This is a genomic window from Micromonospora sp. CP22 (assembly GCF_009712475.1).
In the GTDB taxonomy this organism is placed as follows: Bacteria; Actinomycetota; Actinomycetes; order Mycobacteriales; family Micromonosporaceae; genus Micromonospora.
Genome location: NZ_VCJO01000012.1, coordinates 106,001 through 128,875 on the forward strand (window position 1 = coordinate 106,001; position 22,875 = coordinate 128,875).

Consider the following 22,875-nt stretch of genomic DNA (forward strand, 5'->3'; position numbering starts at 1 on the left):
CCCGTCCGCTCAGTCCGGTGGCACCTCGACCTCCAGCGGGATGGTGACCGCCGTCCAGTCGTACGCGCCGTCCTCAGCGGAGGCCACCAGGTCACGGTTCTGCACGGCACGTCCGATGCGGCTGAGGAATCCGCGCACCGCCAACGGCCCGCGGTCCAACCCTCGCGGCGTGCCCAGCGCCGGCATCTCGAAGGGTTCGGGGCTGAACTGTTCCTCGGCCACCACCAGTTTGAGCCAGTCCCGGGCCCGAGCCCCCGGCGCGACAACCGCGCCAGACGGCAGGGCGGCGACGATCCGGCGTCCCCGCAGGGCGGCGGTCCGTCCTCCCGGAGCGACGAAGTCCCCCGGAAACAGCTCGGCGTGCACCCGGAACCGATCGGTCAGATCCAGCAGAACGCAGAAGAGCCTCCGGTTTGCCCGGTTGTGCAGCCGGACGAAGACGGTCGGGGGTGTCCACCCGCCCGCTGCCCGTTCGTAGCGCAGCCGCACCACGCCATCGGCGTCGGTGTCCAGCGGCGGCCGGTCCAACGGCGTGCGGTCCTCCCCCGGCCACGCCGCCACCACCTCCACCGTCACCGCGCCGGCCAGGTCGGTGACCGGATTGTTCAGCTCGCGGATCTGGCGCCACCGGGCGATGTGCTCCAGGACCTGGACCGTCTGCCGCGCCCCGTCCCGGTCGACGTCGGTCAGCTCCCCGGTCAGCCGGGTGCCGTGCCGATCCAACACGACGGCCACCCCGCGACGCGGAACGTGCAGCCGCAGCTCCGGCACCGAGCCGCCGGGCGCCGGATCGATCGGGCGCAGGTGCGGCGAGGGCGCCCCTCGCGGACCGGCGGTCCGTAGCGCGGCGAGCACCGTCTCCACGGTCGCGCGGTCCTCGTCCTGCTCCCCCACCGCGACGGTGGTGGGCGGCAGCGGTACCCGGCTGAGCACCAGTCGGTACTGGCGGTCCAGTGCGGGCTGCCAGCCGAGCGGTGTGACCAGACTCCGCTCTGGCAGCACCTGGATCACTTCGACCTCCCGTACCGACGGCTCACCCACCGCCGCCATCCGGACCTCGCCCGGCGGGGCATCGCCGACCAGGCCGTGGCAGCTGCCGACGTTGACCTCCCAGCCGTGCTGGGCATACCGCAGCACCAGGCCGGCGGCGGGTGGTGCCAGACACCCGCCGAGGAAGGGGCGGTCGGCGACGCCCCGGGCAGCCGGAGTCAACTGCGGGACCTGGCCGACAATGGTCTGCTCCACCTCGGTCTGCGCGGCGATCAGCAGGTCCCGGTAGGTCGCCGCCGGCCCGAGCCGAGCCAGGGCCCGCAGCAACGCCCAGCTGAAGAGCCCCCGCCGCCGGCCACCCAGGTCCATTTCCTGGGCCAGCTCGTCGGAGCGGCAGGCGGCCAGCGCGACATGCTCCGGGGCCGGCGGTGCTCCAGGCAGCGCGGTCACCAGCTCCGGCAGGAGCAACTCCCGCGCTGGTGCGGCGGCCAGCGGAGCCACCATCCGGGCACCGGTGCCCGGCAGGTCCCGCGTGCCGCTCGCCGAGTGGCAGCAGTCAAGGACCACCGCCACGTGTCCGGCTCGCCGGGCCACCTCGTCGAGCAGGACGGACAGTTCCTTGTCGAGCAGGTCAGGCACCCCACCGGCCCGGCTGTCCACGCAGACCAGCGTTTGCAGCATGCCAGTCGGTTCCACGTGCCACCAGTCCGGGGCGGGTGCCTCGGAGCCGTGGCCGCTGAACCAGAACAACGCGGTGTCCGCCGGACCGGCCTGCCCGAGGTGTGATCGGAATGCCTCCGCCACCGCCGCTCGGGTCGCCTGACCGTCGTGCAGCGACAGCGGCGCGAGGGTGACCCCAGGCGCCAGGCGGCTCTCCAGGAAAGCCCGCGCCTCGACCACGTCGGTCCGGCACCCGGCCAGGTCGGGCACCGCCGATGCTCGATACTTGTCGATGCCGACCAGCAGGGCGTACAAGGTGCTCATGCCGTCTCCTCGGGGCCGATGTGCAGCCAGGCGTGCTCAAGGAAGTCCTTCGCGGGCAACTCGACGGTGACGGAGGTGAAGTCCGCCGGCAGCGGCGGCTCGGCGGCGTCCCGGATGACGTCCTGGAACAGCACATCGGGAAGGCCGAGGACGAAGTGCGCAGCCGGATGCGCGGCCAGCGCCTCCCGCAGCGGCGTGCTGTCGAGGATCCGGTGCACCGCGATCGCCGACGGCCCCACCCAGCCGTTCGCCGCCGGCTTGACCAGCCCTCGATGCAGCGCCAGCCGCAGCCGAAGTCGTTCCGCCGCCGACCGGCCGGCGTTGAGCGCGCGCAGTTGCCGGCCCAGCCCGCCGACCAGCCGAGGAATCACCGAGGACTCGTCGATCCCGGCCGGCAGCACGGTGAACTGTCCATCACCCTGCGGCTGCGGTTCGACGGCGGAGTCCGGGATGCCTGCCCCACGCCGTACCCGGGACAGCAGGTCGACCAGGTCGCGCTGGATCCGCTCGGTGCCGACGGTGCCCCGCCTGCTGTAGCCGGCGACGTCGACGGCCATGCAGAGTCGCACCGCCGCGCCGTCCACCGCCACGCCAGGTCCGAGTGGTTCGTCGAACCGCACCGACTCACGCAGTCCCGCGCTGTACCGATCGTGGCCGCCCGCCACGCGTACCCGCACATCCAGGGTGCCGGCCACCCCGGTCGCGCGGGACGGCAGCTCCAGCAGCGCGTGCGTGCCGTGCGCCCGAGGCACCAGCGACGTGCCCCGCGGATCCTCGTACACCCAGCCGAACTCGTTGCGCTGGATGCCGAAGACGTGGGCGCGGGCCGCGCCCGATCGGCTGGCCAGCCGGCCCAGCCAACCCGGCCGGGACCGGGATGCCGCAACGGCGTGTAGCGCCGTCGTGGAGCTCGCCTCGACGGACCCCGGCGACCAGCTCAGCCCCAGGGCGCCGCCGTCACCGTCGAGCCGGATCGCCAACGCCGCCGAGTCGGCGAGGGTCACCACGAACCGGGCGGCTGCGTACCGCTTCCGCCGGGGCAGGGTGTCCAGGTCGAAGGCGAACAGCGCACCGACATATCGACTTCCGGTGGCGGCGGCGCGGCGACGCAGGTGCACCGGGAGGTCCCGGGCGGGCACCGGATAGAACAGGGGCCGCCCGCAGCGTACGTGGATCGGCTCGGTCGGGCCGTCCTCCCCCGGACACCGGCCGCTGGCCGCGACGAGTTCACCGTGAGCGAGCAGATCGGCGTCGTTCAGCGGCCGCACCCCCGCCCCGACCGGATCCGTCATCGCGACGACCTGGAGAAGCCCCCGACCAGGCCGGCCCGCCCAGGGGTCGCGGTGCGCCACGTGAAGGTGACGCCACCCAGTTCAACGGACTTCCCTAGTTCGCACTCACCGACCTCGCGGGCGGCCACCGTGCCGTCCCGGGAATAGCCGATGACCAGACGAACCTCCGACGCGCGCAGCGATGCCCGGCGCGCGGTCACCTCGCCGTAGCCGGGTAGCCCGGTCGAGTCCGCGGTGATCGCGGTCCGCCGGCCGGTCAGCACCAGGTCGTGTTCGTCGCCCCCGGCATCGCACAGGCGCACCGTACCGGTGGGCGGCGGGTACAGCCGCCGCTTCCGCGCCCACCACCCGGCGGCGACCAGCGCAGCCACCAGAGCCGCCCCCAGCAACCACCAGCCGATGCTGCCGCGCTGGGCGGACAGGGTGCCCGGGGTCGACGCGTCCTCCAGGCGGGGCACGAAGTCCAACCCCAGTTCACCGGTCAGCACCCCGGCCCACGGGGAGCCGACTTCTCCCTCAAGAGTGAACGTCACGTCCTCGGTGACCCGGGCCAGCGGCGCCGTCCGCCGTGGGCCGGCATCCCACTCGACCGTGATCGGAACAGTCACGGTGCCTCCGGCGGGCAGTTCCACCGCACCGGACGGGACCGACGTCCGTACCTGCGGCCGATCGCTGCGGACGACAAGGCGGTCGACGACCAGTGGGATCGTCGTCGTGGTCGAGGTGAGCCGGACCTCCACCTGACTCCGGCCGGCCCCGATCCCCCCGAACTCGGCAGGCCAACTCACCCGCACTCCTCGGGACACGTCGTCGCCGAGGAGACCGCGCGCCTTCGCTGCCCGAGCCGCGCTCTTCGGCTGTTCCAACTGGCTGCCGAGCCGATCGATGGACGTGCGCTTGAGAACCCGGGCATCGGGGTAGACGCGGGCGAGCAGCGGCGCTCCCGTCGATCCGGAGAGCGGCACCGCGTACGCGTTCAGCGAGGTCTTCCGCAACGACCGGGCGGTCCGGACCAACTGGTTCCAGGAGTAGCCCTGCTCGAATGGATAGGCGCTGCCGGCAGGTGGGTCGTGCCGCCCGTCGGTGAGCAGCAGAACGGTGGCGATCGGTGCCGCCCGGTCGGCGCGCAGCAGCCGCAGGCTGGTCTCGATGGCCGCACCGATGTCGGTGTACCGTCCGGTCGCGGTGCGCGGTAGCTTCGCCACCAACTGGTCCGGAGCGCGACCGGCAGGACCGTCGTGGACCACCCGGGTCGAGTCGGCGAAGGTGACCAGAGCGACCCGGTCATCCGGGGCGAGGGCGGCCAGGAACGTCCGCAGTCCCCGCTTCACCTGCTCGTACCGCCCGCCGTTACGCATCGACCCGGACACGTCGACCAGCACCACATAGTCGGCTGCCACCTGGTTGACACCGAGCGCCGCGTACACCTCGTCCCTGTCCGCCGACGCCCCCGCCGCGGGCAGGCCCGGCAGGCACGCCGCCACCACCGCCGTGAGGGCCGCCGCAACGGCCGCCACCGTACGCCGATCCATGCTGATCGTCCTCCCCCTGTCGACCGTCGTATGTCCCTGACGGACGGCTGACCGCGCACCGGAGCCGTCCGTCAGGGGAAGACCGAGACGCCCAGTGCGGCGGCCGGATGGGATCAGGGGAGGGAGCGACGGTGCACGACGTAGCGGACAGTCCCGAGGAGGGGACCCCTGCCGACCCGGCAGGTCGAGCGACCGAGGCGCCGCCGGAACAGACGACGGGCGACCCGACGCGATCGGAGGAGACGGCGGTCGACGGCCCGCCGGACTCGGTGGAGCGGCACGACGACGGGCTGACCGGCCTGGTCGAACGACTCGGCGACGAGCTGGCCGACGTGGCGGACCGGCTCGGCGGGGAACTCGCGGCCCTGCGCGTCGAGCTCGCCCGGAGCCAGGATCGGGCGAAGGCCCGTGAACAGGTCATCGACCGTCTACACGAGGACAACCAACGGTTGCGGGCCGGTGAGCGGCGGCTGCTGCTGCGCCCCCTCCTGACCGACCTGCAACGGCTGCGCCACGATCTGCTTCGCACCGCCGCCGGGCTACCCCCGACCTTCGACGTCGCGGCTGCCGCGGACATGTTGCGCAGTTACGCCGCCAACCTCGAACTGACCCTGGAGAGAGGCGGCATCACCGTGCTGTCCCCCACGGTCGGGGCGACCTTCGACCCGTCGCGCCAGCGCGCCACCGGGACCGTGATCGCGGACGACCCGGGCCAGGACGGCACCGTCGCCGACGTCGTCCTGGACGGCTACCACGACGTCGAGGCGGGACGCACCGTCGTGCCCGCCGCAGTCCGGGTCCACCGCTGGACGGCCGACCCGGAGCCCACCGCGGTCGAACCCGCATCACCGCCGGAGACCGGCCCGCAACCCACACCCACCCCGTGACAGCCGACCAGATCGGCGGGACAGGAGCACGATGTCCGACGAGAACCTGACCTTCTTCGGCATCGACCTGGGTACCACGTACTCGGTCGTGTCGTACATCGACGAGGCCGGACGGCCCGCTGTCGTCCGCAACGTCATCACCAACGACGAGATCACCCCGTCGGTCGTCTACTTCGAGCAGGACACCGGTGAGGTGGTGGTCGGCAAGGCGGCCAAGAACGTGTCCCGGCTGTACCCGTCCCGGGTCGTGGAGCGGGTCAAGCGGAGCATGGGCAAGGAGGCGCAGTGGGAGTTCGACGGGACGCCGTACACCCCTGAGTCGATCTCTGCGCTGATCCTCAAGCAGCTGGCGCAGGACGCCGAGTACTACACCCAACGCCCGGTCAGCAAAGTGGTGATCACCGTGCCGGCGTACTTCGGCCTGTTGGAACGGGACGCCACCCGCAAGGCCGGCCGGATCGCCGGGTTGGACGTGGTCGAGGTGGTGCCGGAGCCGGTCGCCGCCGCCCTTCAGTACGAGGTGGGCGGTGAAGCCAGCCGAACGGTGCTCGTCTACGACCTCGGCGGCGGCACCTTCGACACCACGGTCATCCGGATCGACCCGGACACCGTCGAGGTGCTCTGCACCGACGGCGATCAGAAGCTCGGTGGTGCCGACTGGGACGCCCGGCTCGTCCAGTACCTGGTCGACGAATTCGTGGCCCGCGCCGAACCGGCCGAGGATCCGACGCTCGACGATGAGTTCATGCAGGATCTCGCGCTGACCGCCGAGGAGGTCAAGCAGCAGCTTTCGGTGGTGAACTCGCGCAAGGTGCCGATGCGGTACGCGGGCGCGGCCGCATCGGTGGAGGTCACCCGAGAGACGTTCGAGGAGATCACCGCGGACCTGCTCGACCGGACCATCGAATACACCGGACGCACCCTGCACACGCTCGGCCAGAAGCTGGGGACGGACGACTCGGCCGCCGCCATCGACGAGGTGCTGCTGGTCGGCGGTTCCAGCAAGATGCCGGCGGTGGCACGGCGGTTGACCGAGAGGTGGGGGTGGACGCCACGGCTGCACGATCCCGACATGGCGGTGGCCAAGGGCGCCGCCCGCTACGCGCTGAACCGTGCCCTCTGGGCCTGGGACGGCGAGGGTGCGGGCCCCACCCAGGAGCAACGGCAGGAGCAGGCCGAGGCCATCGCCCTGGCCATCGGGCTGGACGAGGAGGCGTTGCAGGCCAGCGCGAACAAGCGGATCGTCACCGTCCTGCCGAAGTCCTTCGGGGTGAAGCTGCGGGACACCTCGTTTCCGGACTGGGAGACCCAACCGCCGCGGTTGTTCGTGGAGCACCTGGTGCATGCGAACGAGGCGTTGGCGATCCACCGTGAGTTCACCGCACAGACCGTGGTGGAGGGACAGACCTCCGTCGAGATCGAGATCTACGAGCAGGCCGGGGCCGCGGAGAGCCCGGAGCTGTCGGCCAACAAGCCGGTGGACAAGGGCAACGGGCTGATCACCGGTCTGCCGCCGCTGCCCCGACAGTCACCGATCCACATCACCATGGACGTCAGCGACGGCGGTGAGCTCACCCTGCGCGCCGTCGAGCCGAGCAGCGGCAAGGACCTCGTCATCGAGGTGCGGGTCAGCGTGCTCAGCGAGGAGGAGGTCGAGCAGGCCCGGGAGGTTGTCGCCGGGATCACGGTCCGGGGCTGACGATCATGGCATTCGATCAGCGCGCGTACCTTCGCGACGTGATCGGTCCGCTGCGCGACCGGCCGGACGGCCTGTCGGCCACCGATCTCGCCCGGCACTACGCGGTCACGCCGGAGATGTCCGCAGCCCAGCTACGGGAACATCTGACGGCGGTTCGTCGGCTGTGGAACCAGCGGTCGAGCGGCGTCGACTCCGCTGCCCGGGTCTGCGCGCGGCTGTTCAACCGGGACGAGCAGCTACGCGCCGAGCACGGCGAGGACATGTTCGATCCGTCGTGGTGGCGGCAGCGGATCGAGGAGCACGGCCGGGGTGCCCGTGCGGAGTCCGAGCGGCTCGCCCGGGACCTGGCGCAGGCGTACGGTGCGCTCGGGCGGATCAGCCAGGCTCAGCTCAAGGAGATCGCCGGACACTGGCCGGGGCTGAACGCCGACCAGATCGACGACGCGGTCCGGCGGGCCGGCCTGACCGTGGCCGATCCCCTGGAACTGCCGTCCGAGCCGGGCATGGAACGCACCGGCTACCGGTCGCTGCTCCGGCTTCAGGACCTGCTCGGCGTACCCACCCTCGTCCAGGTGGTCCACCCCGACAGCGCCCCGTTCCGGCTGTTCGGCCCGGACGCGGTGCCGCTCGACGCGGCCACCGTACGGGCCCAGGCGGAGGAGGCGCACCGCCTCGCGGACTCGACCGCCGTGCGGCATCGCAAAGAGGCCCTCGGCCTGCTGCAACGTGCCACCGACGCGGGCGTGGACCTGGGCACGGTCGCGCTGTTCCAGCTTGTCGAGCGGCTGCGATCGGGGCGGACCAGAGGTCTCGCCGACGGAATGCTGGTCCGGATCGCCACCGACGCCGGGCTGGACCAGTCCGACGCCCGGTCCGTGGTGGCGAACCTGCCACTGGACACCGACCGGGAGAGCGACCCGGCGGACCGGATTCGTGATCTGGTCGCCGACGGGCAACTGCACGCCGCCCGGCAGGCCCTCGCGCTGCTCCCCGCCGACGCGCCGGAGCGGGACGAGTTGCGTGGCCAGATCGAGACTCTGCTCGCCGAGGCCGAGTCGCTGCGGCAGGCCGCCGACGAGGCGGTCCACGCGGAGCGCGAGGAGGAGGCGGCCCGGCATCTTCGTGCCGCCCTCCGGATCGCGGCGGACGACGAGGATCTCGCCGGACGCCTCGTCGCGCTTCCACCGCCGCCCCCGCGTGAGGTGACGGTGCGGCCGGCGGAGACCGGTGTCCGGCTCACCTGGACGCCGCCGGCGGGGCAGAGCACCGAGGTGAGCTACCGGGTGCTCCGATCCGACCGGCCGCCCCGGTCGGCCACCGACGGCGAAACTGTCGTCGAGGGTACGGCGACGGAGGCGACCGACCCGGCCGCGCCACCGGCTCGACCGCTGCACTACGGCGTCTTCGCCAGCTACGGCGGGGACTGGTCGCGTCCCGCCACGGTCGAGACCCGCATCGTGCCCCCGGTGTCCGCCGTGCGGATGTCGGTCCGGCCGACCGAGCTCTCCTGCTCCTGGCGGGCGCACCACGCCGTGGTGGACATCCGGGTGCGCCGCACGCTGGCCCGCCCCCCGGTGACCGAAGCGGACGGGGATCCGGTGAAGGCCAGCCGCACCGGGTTCTCCGACGACACCGGGGACGGAAGCACCGACCGCTACTACGGCATCGTCGCGATCTACCGGGACGAGCACGGTGCCGAGGTGCACGCGCCGCTGGTGGTGGCCCACGCAGCCCTGCGCGACGCGCCACCGCCGTACGTGGAACGGCTGCGGGCACACGTCACCGCCCATGACGCGAACACCGCGACGGCACACCTGGCCTGGCTCACCCCGGCCACTGGCACGGTGTCGATCCGCCGGTCGGAGTTGCGGCCGACGTGGGCCACGGGCAGCCGGATCCGCCTGGACGAGATGGAAGGTTACGGCGAGACGCTGATCAGCGACCGCATCGTGCAGGACGGGGAGACCCTCCTCGAGGTGACCGTGCCCAGCGGCCGATTCGTGTACGTCCCGTTCACCATCGAACGGTCCACGGACATGGCGGTGGTGGGTGAACCGCTCCTGCTGGGGGTGACCGAGCCGGTCCGGCAGCTCGTCGCCCGTCGCACCGGCGACGAGGTGGACGTGGCCTGGGTGTGGCCGCCCGCGGTCAACCTGGCCGAAGTCACGTTCACGCCACCGCGCGGCGCGCCGACCGTACGGCGGGTGACCCGGGGACAGTTCACCGAATCCGGTTGCCGGCTGCGCGTGGACGCGGTCGGAGGTCGGGTGTCGGTGCGGACCGTGGAACGTGGTGCCGGCGGGGAGACCTACTCCGTCGCGGAGACGGTGTCGGTGGACGGGCTGCCCGTCGCGTTCGGCTACCGCATCCGACGGGAGGGTGGCCTGTTCAGTCGCAAACGGTTGCTGACCGTCGAGGTCGACCAGCCGTGTGACGGTGTGGAACTGCTCCTGGTGGCCGCGCCGGGGCTGGCGATGCCGGCTCGACCGGAACGGGGCCGCGTGGTGCGCCGGGTCACCGGGCTCTCGCTGCGCCCGGACGCGCCGTGGCAGCTGTCGTTCACCCTGCCCACCGGCATCGACAAGCCGTACTGGCTGCGCTGTTTCGTGATCCGACCGGCCGGAGCGCGGGTTGCCGACCCGATCGACGAGATGAAGGTGCCCTGACATGACGACCCACTCCTGCCCGTACTGCTACGGGAAGATCGACCCCCGCAGACCGTGGTTCCGGTGCACGGGACGGCGGTCGCCGGGAAAGGAGCCCTGCAAGCCCCAGTGGGACGAGGCCCGGGACCGGGAGTTCCAGGACAAGCAACTCGTGCTGCCGTCGTTCGCCGGGCCGCGACGCGCCCTACGGCCGGTGCACTCCGCGCCCTGCCCCCACTGCGAGACCGAGTCCGCGGTCAAGGTCTGCCCGAACTGCCACACCAGGTTGCCGGCGGCGTTCGGTGAGGGGCGCAGTCCACTGATCGCCATGGCCGGCGCCCGGCACACCGGCAAGAGCGTGTACCTCAAGGTGTTGGCGCATCAGCTCCGCCGGGGCATGGGCCAGCGGTTCAACGCCGATGTGCGGCTCGCCGGTGACCGGCAGTTCCAGCAGGAGACCGGGGGTGGCATCGACTTCCTCGACCCGGCGGGCGAACTGTTTCCCGAGGGCGGCCTGTACCAGCGGACCAACCAGGCGGTGAACGGACGACGCGAGCCGATCGTGTTCGCGTGGCGCCAGAACCGCCGGATCACCGGCTACGACACCACTTTCCTGTCCTTCTTCGACACCGCCGGTGAGGATCTGCTCGACCAGGAGACCGTCGACAATCTCGGCTATCTCGGCGCGGCCGACGCGCTCATCCTGCTGCTCGACCCCTTCATGATCCCGCAGGCGCGGGATCAGATCCGGGTGCCGGAGTCCGCGATCGACAAGCACGCCAACACCATCGACGTGGTCAACCGGGTGACCGAGAACCTGCGGATCAGTCACCGTCTCGGTGGCCGCAAGAACATCCCCATTCCGGTGGCCGTCGCCTTCGCGAAGATCGACGCGTTCTTCGAAGTGCTCGGCGCCGACCATGCCCTGGTCCGTCGTCCGGAGCCGGGGCCGTACTACGACGAGCAGGCCGGCCGGGAAACCCATGAACACGTCCGAGCACTGCTGCACGATTGGGGCGCGGACGACATCGACACCCACCTCACCCACCACTACCGGAAGTTCCGCTACTTCGCCGTCTCCGCCCTCGGTTCCGAACCGGACTACGACAACAACCGGGTGGACGTCCGCGGAGTTCGACCGTTCCGGGTGGACGAGCCGCTGCTCTGGCTGCTGAGCGAGTTCAACGTGGTGCCACGTCGCCAGGCGGCACGATGAGCCACTTCGAGACGCTCATCTACACCGACTGCCGACCGGGTCAGGGGCTCAAGGGCAATGCCGGCCTCCAGTTCCAGGCGCGGTCGACGGAATCCGCGGCGGCAGCGGAGGGTCTGGTCCGCAATCACCTGCTCTACGAGCCGCCGTCACGATGGATGGCCGACCGGCGACCGGTCGACCAGTACCCCCCCTCGTTCGCGCACATCAGCTCCGACGGGCTTCTCGTCACCGCCGCCGGGCTCTACCTCGGCCGAGAGGCGAACGGCACCCGGGAGGGCAACCAGCTCACCCACGCCATCGTCACCACCGATCCGGCCACCTACGGCGACCTGCGACCGGCGCAGCTGTTCCGGGCCGGGTTCTGGTCGACCGAGGCGGCACCCACCACCCGATCCGAACCGATACGGCTCGGCGAAGGGACGGGCACCGGCTACTCCCCGCTCCGCGCGCAGACCTTCGTCCTCGACCAGCCGCACGGCCGGGATACGTTGCTGGCGCTGGTCTCGGCGCTCGCCGAGGCCGGCCGCCCCGGGCGAGCACGGGTCCTCTTTGTCGGCGACGACATGGACTCGATCGTGGCATGGCTGGTCGCCGGTACTCTCCTGCTGCCCCGTGAGCGGGCGCTGGAGCTCGGCTTCAAGATTTTTTCAACCGACCCGGCGCGGTCGGCGCTGCCCGTCCTCGCGGTCCTGCCGGAGTTCGCGGGTCAGGCCGGCCGGATCGACAACGCCCTCGGGTACGCCGTTTTCGACCTGCGCCACCACCGGCACACCCCGGTCGAGCCGAACACGGCCGCCCGGCGGTGGGTCGACCTCTTCCTCACCGAGAATCCACGAGACGTGGTCGACGCGTTGGGCGTCGCCACCGCGTCCGGGCTGGCCGAGGAGGAGGCTGCCGCGCTCGGACTGGCCGCGATCCTGCACCGCCTCCCGGAACCGCAGCACGCCGAGGCCATCGTGGACTGGCTACGCACCGGGTCGGAAGGGATGCGCCAGGCGTACGGCGCCGACGTGGCCGACCTCTTCGCCGAAACGCCCGAACGTTGGGAGCAGCGGGTGCTGGTGCGGCTCGACGAGGTCGGCTGCGACGGCCTGGTGCCGGGTAAGGCGGCCGACGTCCGTCTCGCGCTCGTCATCAGCGAGGTGGAGGAGGCTCGCGTACGGGGTCTGGTGACCGACCGTCGGTTACCCCCGCTGCCGTCCGGTGAGTGGCACCCTGAACACGACGACCAGGTTCGCCAGCTGCTCACCGAAGCGCTCACCTCGGGCGTGTCGCCGGAAGGGTTCGAGGCGTTGCTGCGGCTGGCGACCCGGTTCGACGTGGATCTGCGATGGCCGGACATCGCGCCGGCTGCCGAGACCTTCGTCGAGTATCTGGCGGACCACCCCCGACGTTTCCGCCTCGCCGGTCTGGCCTGCGTCGACCAGCTGGAACGTCAGCTCCTGACCGTGCTGGATGATCGCGCCCAACGCGGTGCGAAGGAGCGGGCGGAGGTGGGCGACGGCTGGTGGCGACGCCTGTTGCCGTCGGTCAAGACGCTGTCCTCCCCGCTCGCTGAGGCGGTGCTGGGCTCAGCGGTACGGCACGGTGACGAGCGTGAACCGGTCATCCGCCGGTACCTCAACGACAGCCGGGACGACCCGCGTGGCTTCGCCTGGCTGGCAGGCGCACTGTGGAGCCAGTCCTCGCCCACGACTGCGGAGCTGGAGCTGCTGCTCGACTGGGCACCACACGGCACGCGCCTACCCAGCCGGGTCTTTCGGGCGGTCGCCGACGAGGTGACGCGTGGCCCGGCGGAGCAGCGGCTGTTCGACCTGTGTCACCAGTTGGTCGCCCGTGACCTGATGACGCCCAGCGACCGGGTGGCCGCCGCACTGGCCGAGGACGCCAGGCTGACCGACATCATCGACGAGTTGGCCCGTGGCCCCAACGACCGTCGCAAGGCGGAGCTGCTCCGCCGGCTACGCGACTGTCCCGTACGGCTGGTCGAGATGCGGAAGGACGCGGTCGTCGTGGCGCTGAGCCGGGTGGTGGCCTTCGCCAACCTCGACCGGGTGCTCGACCGGCATTCGGCCCTGGCCGCTCCCTTCGTCGACCGACTCGTGCACGCCTTGACGAGCGAGGAGGGTGAGGCACCGGCCGTGCTCACCTACTACCTGACGGCCAGTTCGCGTACACCGGAAGATCGGCAGGTCAAGCGCCTCGAGCAGGCTCTCGTGCACTGGTTGGTCCGGGCCTCGGACAGCGCGCTCGAACGCGCCGGTCTGCACTTCGCGAAGCTCGACCCGGCATGGCGCAAGGGTTGGCAGAGGTACTCCGACAAGTGCGGCAAACGACGTCGCGTGTACCGCCTCGCCCACCCCTTCCGGGGGCGGTGACCATGCGACTCATCGGACGCGTCCTTCACTTCACCGTCAGCGTCAGCCTGCTGTTCCTGGTCGCCCTGCCGTTGGCCAACCTCACCGCGATCACCGGCCTGGCCGCGGGCATCGTGCTGGTGCTCGGGGTCGCCGCTGTCGTTCTGGTCGGCCGTCCCACCTGGGTGCGGGTACGCACACCCGACGACGTGCACGGCGGCGCCCTGGCGGGCCGGGTGGCACCGGCCTTTGTCCGATGGGACCGGGCCTGGCCACAGTACTTCGCCGCCCAGGTGCTGCTCGACGCGCAAGCGCTCGCGCGGTGCGTCTGGCTGATCACGCGTCAGCTCTGGGCCCGGCCCCGTCAGTGGGCCCGGGCGCACCGGGTGCGGTTCTGGTGGCCGTTCTACCTGCCGGTTCTCGCCGTGCAGGTCGGAGCGACGTTGGGCGTGGTGGCCGGAGTGCTGGGCGCCGGGCTGGTCACCGCCGGAGTGTCGATCGTTGTCTGGCTCGTCGGCATCCTGGTGGTCCTGCTGCTGCGCGGAATGGACGCGGGCTGGCAGTTCGCGCTGGGCGCCCGCGCCAGCTGCCGCAACTGCCACCAGCTCGCCGCCGTCCCGGCGTACCGCTGCCAGGGACCGCATCCGCTGAGCCACCGGTTGGCCGACACGGACCTGCACCGGGATCTGCGCCCCGGGCGACTCGGCGTGCTCTGGCGACGATGCGGCTGCGGCGTCCTGCTGCCCACCACCGTCCTGCGCGCCGCGTTCAGCCGCCGGTTGCAGGCGTGCTGCCCGAGTTGCGGGGAGCCGCTGCTGCCCGGTGCCGGCGTGGTCACCGACGTGCGGCTGCCGGTGTTCGGTGCCGCGTCGGCGGGCAAGACGCAGCTCATCATGTCGGCGCTGGCCGGGCTGGAACTCGCCGCGAAGCAGGCGGGAGTCGAGGTGTCCCTGGCCGACGAGCACAGCCGGCAGCGGCACGAGACGTACTCGCGCCTCATGCGCGAGGGTGCGTCGCCGGCCAAGACCGAGGCGTCCGGGCAACCCGTGGCCATCACCCTCCGGTTGGCCCGTGGTCCCCGGGTGGCACTGGTGCATCTCTTCGACGCGGCCGGCGAGAACCTGGTCGACCGGGAACAGAACGCCCGGCTCGCCTACCTGGATCACGCACGTTCCCTGATCTACGTTCTCGATCCGTTCTCGGTGCGCCGGGTACGCGAGGAGTTCGCGAGTGGTGCGCCCGAGATCTTCGCCGCGGCGAACCCGGCGAGCCACGACCCGGAGGACGCCTACAACGCGACCGCGCAGAGATTGCAGGAGTACGGCGTACGCACGGACCGCAAACGACTCGCCCTGGTGGTGTCCAAGGCGGACCTGCTCAAAAAGATGTCCGCCGGTCCGAAGAATTCTGCCGGGGTGCGGGCGTGGTTGCGGGACAACGGGCTCAGCAACCTCGTGCTGTCCGCCGAACGCGACTTCCGCGAGGTGCGCTTCTACCTCGTCTCCGGGCGGGACAGCGGTCCGGACGGCGGTTTCGGCCCGGCGAACTGGATCCTCGGCAGGGAATGGAGCGAACTTGACTGAGCAGGGAAATGCACAGCTGCCACCCAGCCACCGTGCGGCTCGTCTGGTGATCCTCGGCGCGCTGCTGGCCGCCCTGGTCGCCGCTCCGGCCGAGCCCCACGTGGCAGGCTTCGCCCGGGGCGCATGGCAGCAGGCCGGGCAGGTCGTCGCGTACTTCCTGACGCCGCTGCGCGGCCCAGCCGAGCCGGTGCCGCCCGCGCCGGAGACGCCGTCGACGTCCGGCCGGAGCGGTTGAGGTCAGTCGGCGCGGATGACCGCGCCGTGCCGACTGACCGACAGATGCACGGCTGCCTGGACAGGGTGGGCGAAGACGTGCTCGACCAGCGGTTCCCGCACCAACCGGTCCAGGGCGTCGCGGATGCTGCGTACGCCCAGTCGCAACGCCTCGGGCCGGCGCATCAGCTCCTGCACCCGGGTCACCACCGCCCGCTCGTCGACGGTGAGCCGCACCCCCTGCCGGGCGGCGCTGGCGACCAGCTGCCCCAGCAGCTTGCGGACGATCCGATCGACGAACTCGGGTCGCAGGATGTCGAAGACGGTGATGCCGCCGCCGAGCCGACCGAGCAGCTCGGGACGGCCGAGAGTGGCGGTGAAGTGTTCTCGGACGGCCCGTTCGAAGTGCGCGGTGACCTTGTCGTAGTCGGGCAGTTCGCCGCCGTCGAGCCAGCCGTACGTCTCGGCGGCACCCAGGTTCGAGGTGAAGATGATCACGGTCTCGGAGAAGTACGCCGTGTTGCCCAGCGCGTCGGTGAGCCGCCCGTCGTCGAGGACCTGGAGGAACTTGTCGAACACCGATGCGTGGGCCTTCTCTATCTCGTCGAAGAGCAGCACGCTGAACGGCCGTTGACTCACCCGGTTCGTCAACTCGCCGCCCCGCTCGTGTCCGACGTACCCGGGTGGGGCACCGGTGAGCCGCTCCGCGGAGTGCGCCTCCGCGAAGGTGGACATGTCGAAGCGGGCCAGCGCGGTCTCGTCGTCGAAGACGAACTCGCTGAGCGCTCGGGCCAGCTCCGTCTTTCCGACACCGGTCGGCCCGACGAAGAAGAAGATCCCCTTGGGCCGAGACTCGGCGTTGTGCGGGTCGGCCACGAAGTCGATGCCGACGGTGGCCGAGGTCAGTGCCCGGCGGACCCGGTCGACGGCGACAGGTTGACCGATGACGCGTTCACCGACGGCGCTATCGAATCGGTCGAGTCGGTCGCGGACGCGGCGCCAGGGGTCCTGCCGTGGGCCGAACAGCGTGCGCTTCATCAGCAGCCGTGGCTCGTCCAGCGGGATCTTCTGCAGGTTGCTCATCCGCCACAGGCCGTCCAGCTCGGAGATCGCCATGCCCTCGCTGAGGTTGGCCAGCACCCGCAGGTCCTCGGGTGCCTTGCGGGCAGCCGCCGCCTCGTGGAAGTGGCGGGCCTGCTGATGGAGGTAGACGTGCCGCTCGTCGAAGGTGGGCAGAGCCGCCTCGACGACCTGCACGTATGGACGATCCCGGTAGAGCCACGCGGGCAGCGCCGCCAGGTCGTCGGCGACCAACAGCAGCAGGTTGCGGAGGGGACCACTCTGGGCCGCCTCGGTCATCGCCCTGGCCACGGTACCCAGCAGACGCCGTTCGGCGTCGCCGCCCCGGTCGGGAGGCGACAGCAGCAGGTCGGCCTGGTCGACGAGGAACGCCGACGAGACGGTGGGCTGCCGCAGCACCCGCCGGACGGCGGCCATCGCGTCGTACGGGTTGGTGAGTGCTGGCGGAGGCGCGTCGCGTAGCGCGGCGGCGAACCGACCCCGGGTCGCTCCGGTCCGGTCCGTCGCGGCGGACGATCCACCCGAGGACCCACCGGGGTCGCCCCCGGCGAGCCGATGGAACTCGTGCTGGTCGGTCGGGCTGACGAAGCTCAACCCGTCCACCGGGTCGTAGTAGCCGGTCAACTGGTATCCGAAGATCGACAGCAGGCCGGCGACCGCCGTCCGCAGCGGGTGGAAGGAGCGGTCCCAGCGGACCAGGTCACGGACGTTGCCGTGGATGACGACGTGCCGACCGCGGGCGATCTCGGCGGTGACCCGTTCCAACCAGGCCGCTGCCGGCGGCGCACTGGGACGGCTCGCCGGTCCGGTGGTCACGACCGACTCCGGTCGTCCTGGGCCGGACGGGTCAGTGCCTGCCGGGCCGGCGGACGGGGGATGGCGGGCTTGCCTTCCCAGTGCAGTCCGTCCGCCTCCACACCCTGGCCGGCGAGTTCGGTGTGGAAGCGTTCGAGCAGTTCCTCGGTCAGGTCGCAGCGGGAACTCTGGCCGTCGACCGTGCGTTCGACAACCGTGTCGGAGCCGTCGGTGCGGTACTCCAGCCGGTTTCCGCTGCCGTCCCCGGCGTGCACGGTGAGTTCGACGGCCGAGCCGTCCGCCCGTTCGGCGAGGAAGACCACCGCATCGGCCCGCTCCGTCAGGCTGTCCGGCACGACTCGGAGTCCGGCGGCAGGCAGTGCGGCGCTGGCCGCCTCCACGATGAGCGCCATCCGGTCCAGCTGATCGAGTCGGGCATCGGTCGCGACAGCCACCTGCTTGATCCGCTCCCGCAGACCGGCGACCTGCCGCTCCCAGTAGTCGGTGTTGCCGGTGGCGGTTCTCCGCAGTCCGGCGACCGCAGCACGCAGTTCGGCCGCCCCGTCGACCGTGACCCCGGCCGCCGCCGCGTCGGCCAGGACGGTCGAGAGCTGGGCCGCCAGTTCGTCGGACTCGGTGGCCAGACGCATCAGGGATGCCTGACGGTCACGGACCGTCTCGACGTGCGCCCCGACCGCCTCACCGAGCCGGCGATGCAGGTCGGCGAAGCCGCGCGGATCACCCGCCAGCCGCCGCGCCTCGCCCAGCAGGGCACCGATGTTCCGGTGCCCCACCGGGTCGAGCTGCTCCGCGTCGGTCAGGCTCCGCACTGGCGCGACGGCCAGCTCCACCGCCCGGCCGTGCTCCACGCGGGTCAGTTCCCGGGACACCTCGGCGGTGAGCTTGTCCACCCGCCGTTCGGCGCTGCGCAACTCCCGGCCGAGCCGGCTCAGTTCGGCCCCGTCGCTGGGACGGCCCAGCCCAGCCACCCGACCGCTCTCTGCGGTGACCTGGGCATGCTGGGACAGTCCCCGCGAGCTGTCGGTGAGCTGGCGGAGTCGTTCGGTCAACGCGTCCCGGCGCGTCTCGGCCGCCCGTACGGCGGCGTCGAAGCGCTGCTGGCGCTGTTCCTCCTGACGTCGACGGCGTTCCTCCTGACGTCGTCGCCGAGCGGCCGCCAGTTCGGCCCGCCGGGCCGCGTCGAAGTCGACTGTCGTGTACTTGGGGCTGCCAGACATTCATCGACCTTTCTCGTCGGAGCTGGTGGCGGACGGGGCAATCGTGATCCCCCGGGTCCGCATGGCGGTCTCGAAGCCGGTGCGGAAGCCGGGCACCGGCGGGACTCCGATCCACTGCACCCCGTCGTCGGTGAGCCGCAGCTCGATGCCGGCGGAACCGTCCTCCGGCGGCGGCGCGTGCCGGTCGGTGAGAAAGTGCAGGCGTTGGTTCGCCGAGCCGCGCCAACGCAGGTCGGCATGACGGGCGGCGACGTACGGACCGTCCACCAGGATGTCGAGCTGATCCAGCAGGCGGAGGTGGTCGGGCTCACCCCGCCGACGCAGGTGTTCCATGGTCCACCCGCTGTATGCCATCACCGACCAGTCCCGGTCGGCCCGTACGCGGGTGACCAGTGCGCTGAGTCCGGCCGCCTGAGACATCGGTTCACCGCCGGAGAAGGTGACCCCGGTGATCTCGGGCGGCAGGCCGCCGAGCCATTCGGCGAGGTCGTCGACGGTACGGGTGGTTCCACCGGTGAACGGCAGGTCCTCCGGTGCCACACATCCGGGGCAGCGCAGTGGGCAACCCCGTACCCAGATCACCGCGCGCAGGCCCGGGCCGAGCACAGCGGTCCGCTCGACGACCCGGCTGATCTCAAGCGTCGTGGTCACCGTCGGCCTCCGGGAAAGGGGTCGGGTGCCCCGGCGGCGACCATCGCGCACCACGGGCAGTGGCGTCGCTCGCGCGGGTACACGTGGGTGGGTGCGATGGGGCACCCGACCAGCCGGTCGCGGGCGTACGCCAGGGCGGCTGCCCAGGAGCGCGGCCCTGGTCGGGCCGCCGGCGCGTCGAAGCCGGCGTCGAGGGCCTCGCTCAGCCGGCGTCGCAGCACGTCGGGCAGCAGGTCCGCCGGTACGGCGGCGGCCGGAGCGCGGAGGTCGGCGCCGAGTAGCCGACAGCGGCGCAGGTGGACGTTGTCGACCTCCTCCACCGGCCCGGTCGCGTCGGGCGGCACTCCCCCGTAGGGATGGAAGCCGAGACAGACGAGTTGGGCGACGAGCACGGCCAGCGCCCACGCGTCGCTGGAGTGGTCCCGCCGTCCCGGCGCCGGGCCGAGGACCTCCGGGGCGGTGTACTCGGGACGGGAGAACGGGCACGGTAGGTCCACCCCGGTGGTCGGGTCGTGCAGCTGCCAGCCGTCGACGTCGATGAGGCAGACCCCGCCGGTGGCGGTGACGAAGACGTTGACCGGGGCGAGATCACCGACGACGTGTCCACGCTGGTGCACCGCCTCGACCACCCGCGCCAACTCCTCCGCCACCGTGAGCCACCAGACCCAGGTGATGCCGGGCAGCATTTGAGCCCGGGCCACCGGGTTGAACAGCAGCGGCAGCGGAGCGAACAACGGTGGTCCGAGCCACGGGGCGGCGTATCCGACCAGTCGGTCGTCGTCCCGCCGACGCACCGCTGCGTACGGCCAGGCCACGACCGGATGGCCAGCCTGCCCGGTCCAGTCGGTCGGCTCGGCGAGCAGCGCCCGGATCCGGGTGGCCAACTCCGCCCGGTCCACCCGGTGCAGCACCTTGACCACCGTGTCGGGCCGGCCCCGGAGCCGGAAGACCCGCCCCTGGGAGCCGACCGAGCCGATCGGCGTGTCCAGCCGATCGGTCACCCGACGCCCGTCCCGGTCGACGAGCCATATGTGCATACTCATCGGGGCACCGCCAGCAGGAGAGTCTTGTCGTCGTCGGTGAGCGCACCGACCCGTCGGCCGGCGAGTATCCGGGTCACCGCCATCGGGTCGGGCTCGGCACCTTCGACGAGCGCGAACAGTTGGGCGAACGCCTCGGCGCCGGGCTGACGGGGCCGGGCACCGTCGTACTCGACGAGGAGGCTGTCCAGGCCGTCGGTGAACACCGCGATTCCGGTGAGGTCGGGCAGCCGGGCCACCCGCCGCCGGGCGTGACCTCGGACGCGGGCGACCGGCAGCAGCGTGGCCGTGCCGAGCGACTGATCCGCACCGCCGGTGGGGGCGACCAGCAGATCGAGGTTGCCGTCAGCCGCTCGGACCACGACGACACCGTCTCCCACCGCGAGCACGGCCACCCACGGCGGACGGGCCACGACGACGGTCAGCGTCGTCGCCAGGTCCTCGGGGGCGAGGTCCCCGACGGCCCGCGCCAGCGCCCACGCCGCGCGGCGGAACCGGCGGATCACTCGGTGCCGAGCGACGTCGAGCAGCCGGGCCCAGGCGGCGGTGGTGGCCGGGCGCTGATCAGCGGCGAGTGCGCCGAACACCTCCAGGGCGAGGGTGACCACCAGGTTCGCACCGGTCGCGGCGTACCGCCGGCTGCCGGCTCCGTCGGCGGTGACCAGTAGCAGAGTCCCGTCGAGTTCCCGCGTCGCGTAGGCGTCCTGGCCGCTGAGCCCGGCGCGGGCGTGCGCCCCGCCCGCCACGCTGCCACCCAGCACCGACCACCGCGCCGCCATCAGAGGTCGTCCCCGTAGACCTGACTGCGTACCTGGTCGAAGTCGACATGGTCGGAGGTCGCCACCAGAATCAGGTCGAGCAGCTTTCGCAGGTCGAGGTCGGCGAGGGCAAAGTAGCCGCTCGGCGTGGCCAGGGCGCGCATCACCTCGTCGTCGACCCCGGGCACACCGAATGCGAACATCTGCAGCCGGCGCGTCGATCGCCACTGCTCCAACCGGCGGGCGAGCGGCCGCCAGTCGTCCGTGGGATTGCCCTCGTCGTCGGTGGGCGTGCCGTCGCTGACCAGGATCAGCCGGGGCCCGCCGGTCTGCTGGGCATGCACCGTCTGCACGTGCTGACGACGCTGCTCCACGAGATCGAGTGCCAGTTCCACCGCCGCGACCATCGGGGTCGCGCCACCCGCCGTCAGGGTCGGCAGGTCGAGCCGGGATGCGGGTACGAAAGCGGCACCGTCGGCGGCGGAGGCCGTTCCGTCACCGGAGACCACCCGTACCCCGCCCGCGCCGAACGTGACGACCACGAACTCGACGTCCCGCAGCGCCCCACGGCCCTCCGCACGCACCGTCGGCAGCCACCGGGTCAACTCCTGGTTGAGCACGTCGATCGCGCGCATGCCGTTGCTCTGGGTGGCCGCCATCGACCACGAGGTGTCGATCAGGAGCGCCACGAAACGCCGCCGGTGCGTGTCGGTCACGAACGGAATCGCGTCCGGCTCCTCCGACTCGTCCTGGAACAGCGCGAAGGGGTTCACGGCCGGATCGCCCTGGCCGGCCAGCGGTCGCCCGTGGCGGAGGTCAGGCCGACGACGCCATCGGACCGGGGTGTCCGTCCCGCCCCGGACAGCGAAGGCCGTCGGGCCGCGTGCCCGGACCGGGAGGCGGCGGCCGGAAGCCGGTCGGAAAAACTCGCCACGTCCCTATCTGACGGACCGTCCGGCGCAAGGTCTCCACCGGCGCGGCGTCCGTCATGCGGGCTCAGCCGTCCGGGGCGTCAGGGAAGGCCCAGGCGATGCCGTACGCATGGCCCTGCTGCAACCCGTCGAAGTCCGAAGTCACCTCGCCCACCGAGTCGGGTTCCAGCCGGTCGGGCCCCGGTGCCCGGTCGTCAACCGCGCGAGGTGGCACACCGTCGAGCCGCCACGCGATCACCGGGCCCCGGTCCAACGGAAAGCGCAGCCGGACGGTGCAGCGCGCGCACGGCGTAAGTGGCTGGAACACGTAGTGCTCCCGGACCGCCTGCCCCGGTGGCACCCGGTAGTGCACGCAGATCTGGTGCCGCTCCCCCGGTGCGAGGGTCCGGGGAAGGGCGAGGGTGAGGCGGAAGACCTGTCCGGCGTTGTGCCGGGTCAGTTCGGTGATGCGCGCGCCGAACAGCACGTCGGCGCGCACGTCGTGATCCGGGGCGTCGTCGCCGGGCCGACGCGGCAGGCTGAACTGCACGGTGATCTGGTCGATCGCCCGGATCGCCGTGATGTCCCGCGTCTCGTACAGCTCGGGGGTCGGCGTGTCGAGCCGCAGCAGTGCGCTCATCGCCTGCACGTGCCAGGCAGGACCGGACTCGGATGCCTCGACGGAAGTCCTGAGCGCGATGGTGCGGACCAGCCGGGCGACCGCCTCGTCGATCCGACGACGGGCGGTGCGGTGCTGTACCGAGAGTTCCGTGGCGAGTTGCTCGATGCGGCGGTCCAGCCGGAGGTAGGAGTGATCGGGATCGAGGGCGTACGCCAGCTCGACTGCCCGACGTAGCTCACGGGGCATGTCGGCGGTGCGGGCGAGCAGGGCGGCCCGCACCTTCGCGCGGGTGGTCGCCTCTGGCTCCGTCCACGACACCCCACACAGGTCGGCCAGTAGCGGGCCGAGTCGCCGACGTAACGGGCTGCTCTGCACGCCCGCG

General features: G+C 71.8%; 17 protein-coding genes. 7 read left to right on the plus strand and 10 right to left on the minus strand.

Translation table 11 applies throughout. From position 1 onward, the window contains the following. Nucleotides 1-9: 9 nt before the first annotated feature. From FF096_RS19535 to FF096_RS19545, 3 genes are read right to left on the minus strand one after another with little or no spacing between them, the layout of a single operon-like run. Nucleotides 10-1,974, minus strand: coding sequence for a caspase family protein (locus FF096_RS19535; RefSeq protein WP_155220540.1), 1,965 nt, complete (start codon nucleotides 1,972-1,974; stop codon nucleotides 10-12). Then, on the minus strand, nucleotides 1,971-3,266 hold the full coding sequence (locus tag FF096_RS19540) for a hypothetical protein (RefSeq protein WP_155220542.1): 1,296 nt from the start codon (nucleotides 3,264-3,266) through the stop codon (nucleotides 1,971-1,973). The genes FF096_RS19535 and FF096_RS19540 overlap by 4 nt, the downstream gene beginning before the upstream one ends. Beyond that, on the minus strand, nucleotides 3,263-4,798 hold the full coding sequence (locus tag FF096_RS19545) for a VWA domain-containing protein (protein WP_155220544.1): 1,536 nt from the start codon (nucleotides 4,796-4,798) through the stop codon (nucleotides 3,263-3,265). The genes FF096_RS19540 and FF096_RS19545 overlap by 4 nt, the downstream gene beginning before the upstream one ends. A 131-nt stretch (nucleotides 4,799-4,929) precedes the next feature. On the opposite strand from FF096_RS19545, the gene grpE reads away from it, so the two are divergent. The 7 genes from grpE to FF096_RS19580 are packed head-to-tail and all read left to right on the plus strand — an operon-like array spanning nucleotide 4,930 to nucleotide 15,420. Then, on the plus strand, nucleotides 4,930-5,685 hold the full coding sequence (grpE, locus tag FF096_RS19550) for a nucleotide exchange factor GrpE (protein ID WP_155220546.1): 756 nt from the start codon (nucleotides 4,930-4,932) through the stop codon (nucleotides 5,683-5,685). A 31-nt stretch (nucleotides 5,686-5,716) separates the two neighbouring features. Then, on the plus strand, nucleotides 5,717-7,384 hold the full coding sequence (locus FF096_RS19555) for an Hsp70 family protein (protein WP_155220548.1): 1,668 nt from the start codon (nucleotides 5,717-5,719) through the stop codon (nucleotides 7,382-7,384). Between the two features lie 5 nt (nucleotides 7,385-7,389). Continuing rightward, nucleotides 7,390-10,050 carry a hypothetical protein gene (locus FF096_RS19560; protein WP_155220550.1) on the plus strand — a complete coding sequence of 887 codons (2,661 nt, stop codon included), beginning with the start codon at nucleotides 7,390-7,392 and terminating at the stop codon, nucleotides 10,048-10,050. A 1-nt stretch (nucleotide 10,051) separates the two neighbouring features. Next, nucleotides 10,052-11,245 (plus strand): hypothetical protein, encoded by a 1,194-nt coding sequence (locus tag FF096_RS19565; RefSeq protein WP_230462770.1) that lies wholly within the window; start codon nucleotides 10,052-10,054, stop codon nucleotides 11,243-11,245. Beyond that, the gene (locus FF096_RS19570; protein ID WP_155220552.1) at nucleotides 11,242-13,623 is read left to right on the plus strand and encodes a GTPase-associated protein 1-related protein; all 2,382 of its coding nucleotides are present in this window, start codon (nucleotides 11,242-11,244) and stop codon (nucleotides 13,621-13,623) included. Before FF096_RS19565 ends, FF096_RS19570 begins: the two co-directional genes overlap by 4 nt. Before the next feature lie 2 nt (nucleotides 13,624-13,625). Continuing rightward, complete coding sequence (locus tag FF096_RS19575; protein WP_155220554.1) at nucleotides 13,626-15,185, plus strand: hypothetical protein; 1,560 nt, start codon at nucleotides 13,626-13,628, stop codon at nucleotides 15,183-15,185. Beyond that, a complete protein-coding gene (locus tag FF096_RS19580; RefSeq protein WP_155220556.1) occupies nucleotides 15,178-15,420 on the plus strand; it encodes a hypothetical protein in 243 nt (80 codons plus the stop codon). The genes FF096_RS19575 and FF096_RS19580 overlap by 8 nt, the downstream gene beginning before the upstream one ends. Nucleotides 15,421-15,422: 2 nt before the next feature. Here the strand turns inward: FF096_RS19580 and FF096_RS27335 are convergent, their stop codons facing one another. From FF096_RS27335 to FF096_RS19615, 7 genes are all read right to left on the minus strand, one after another. Beyond that, nucleotides 15,423-17,294, minus strand: a complete 1,872-nt coding sequence (locus FF096_RS27335; RefSeq protein ID WP_155220558.1) for an AAA family ATPase — start codon at nucleotides 17,292-17,294, stop codon at nucleotides 15,423-15,425. Continuing rightward, nucleotides 17,291-18,511, minus strand: coding sequence for a hypothetical protein (locus FF096_RS19590; RefSeq protein ID WP_155220560.1), 1,221 nt, complete (start codon nucleotides 18,509-18,511; stop codon nucleotides 17,291-17,293). The genes FF096_RS27335 and FF096_RS19590 overlap by 4 nt, the downstream gene beginning before the upstream one ends. Further along, complete coding sequence (locus FF096_RS19595; RefSeq protein WP_309223612.1) at nucleotides 18,512-19,162, minus strand: 4Fe-4S single cluster domain-containing protein; 651 nt, start codon at nucleotides 19,160-19,162, stop codon at nucleotides 18,512-18,514. Then, nucleotides 19,159-20,205, minus strand: coding sequence for a protein kinase (locus tag FF096_RS19600; RefSeq protein WP_155220562.1), 1,047 nt, complete (start codon nucleotides 20,203-20,205; stop codon nucleotides 19,159-19,161). The genes FF096_RS19595 and FF096_RS19600 overlap by 4 nt, the downstream gene beginning before the upstream one ends. After that, on the minus strand, nucleotides 20,202-20,981 hold the full coding sequence (locus FF096_RS19605) for a protein phosphatase 2C domain-containing protein (protein ID WP_155220564.1): 780 nt from the start codon (nucleotides 20,979-20,981) through the stop codon (nucleotides 20,202-20,204). Before FF096_RS19605 ends, FF096_RS19600 begins: the two co-directional genes overlap by 4 nt. Beyond that, nucleotides 20,981-21,733: a VWA domain-containing protein gene (locus FF096_RS19610; RefSeq protein ID WP_155220566.1), complete on the minus strand. Its 753-nt coding sequence runs from the start codon at nucleotides 21,731-21,733 to the stop codon at nucleotides 20,981-20,983. The genes FF096_RS19605 and FF096_RS19610 overlap by 1 nt, the downstream gene beginning before the upstream one ends. Before the next feature lie 223 nt (nucleotides 21,734-21,956). Continuing rightward, a complete protein-coding gene (locus FF096_RS19615; protein ID WP_155220568.1) occupies nucleotides 21,957-22,868 on the minus strand; it encodes a hypothetical protein in 912 nt (303 codons plus the stop codon). Nucleotides 22,869-22,875: the final 7 nt, after the last annotated feature.

Bases quoted from the DNA above. Each gene is read 5' to 3' on its own strand.
- FF096_RS19575 (WP_155220554.1), top strand. From the start codon at position 13,626: ATGCGACTCATCGGACGCGTCCTTCACTTCACCGTCAGCGTCAGCCTG.
- FF096_RS19535 (WP_155220540.1), bottom strand. From the start codon at position 1,974: ATGAGCACCTTGTACGCCCTGCTGGTCGGCATCGACAAGTATCGAGCA.
- FF096_RS19590 (WP_155220560.1), bottom strand. From the start codon at position 18,511: ATGTCTGGCAGCCCCAAGTACACGACAGTCGACTTCGACGCGGCCCGG.
- FF096_RS19555 (WP_155220548.1), top strand. From the start codon at position 5,717: ATGTCCGACGAGAACCTGACCTTCTTCGGCATCGACCTGGGTACCACG.
- FF096_RS19605 (WP_155220564.1), bottom strand. From the start codon at position 20,981: ATGGCGGCGCGGTGGTCGGTGCTGGGTGGCAGCGTGGCGGGCGGGGCG.
- FF096_RS19545 (WP_155220544.1), bottom strand. From the start codon at position 4,798: ATGGATCGGCGTACGGTGGCGGCCGTTGCGGCGGCCCTCACGGCGGTG.
- FF096_RS19570 (WP_155220552.1), top strand. From the start codon at position 11,242: ATGAGCCACTTCGAGACGCTCATCTACACCGACTGCCGACCGGGTCAG.
- FF096_RS19560 (WP_155220550.1), top strand. From the start codon at position 7,390: ATGGCATTCGATCAGCGCGCGTACCTTCGCGACGTGATCGGTCCGCTG.
- FF096_RS19600 (WP_155220562.1), bottom strand. From the start codon at position 20,205: ATGAGTATGCACATATGGCTCGTCGACCGGGACGGGCGTCGGGTGACC.
- FF096_RS19540 (WP_155220542.1), bottom strand. From the start codon at position 3,266: ATGACGGATCCGGTCGGGGCGGGGGTGCGGCCGCTGAACGACGCCGAT.
- FF096_RS19565 (WP_230462770.1), top strand. From the start codon at position 10,052: ATGACGACCCACTCCTGCCCGTACTGCTACGGGAAGATCGACCCCCGC.